Source organism: Rhodoplanes roseus (assembly GCF_003258865.1).
Taxonomy (GTDB): Bacteria; Pseudomonadota; Alphaproteobacteria; order Rhizobiales; family Xanthobacteraceae; genus Rhodoplanes; species Rhodoplanes roseus.
Genome location: NZ_NPEX01000768.1, coordinates 1 through 283 on the forward strand (window position 1 = coordinate 1; position 283 = coordinate 283).

General features: G+C 67.1%; 1 pseudogene. It reads right to left on the reverse strand.

What is annotated here, in order from left to right:
• Positions 1 to 283: pseudogene (locus CH341_RS32325) on the reverse strand (ABC transporter permease subunit); the annotation flags it as partial.

Genomic DNA, 283 nt, shown 5'->3' on the forward strand with positions numbered 1-283 from the left:
ACTTCCAGGGTGGTGGCGCCCGGTCCACCGCCGAGCGTGAGGACCAGCGTGAAGCTGGTGACGCAGAGCATGAAGATGAGGCTCGTGGCGCCGGGCAGCGCGGTGCGGATTGCCGGCCATTCGAGGAGGCGGAAGGTGGTCAGCGGCGTGAGAGAAAGCTGCCCGGCGAGCTTCCAGCTTTCCGCCGGCACGCCGTCGAGTGCGGCGACCATCAGTCGGGCGGCGAGCGGGAGGTTGAAGAAGGTGTGGGCGATCAGGATTCCGGACAGCCCATAGACGTTGA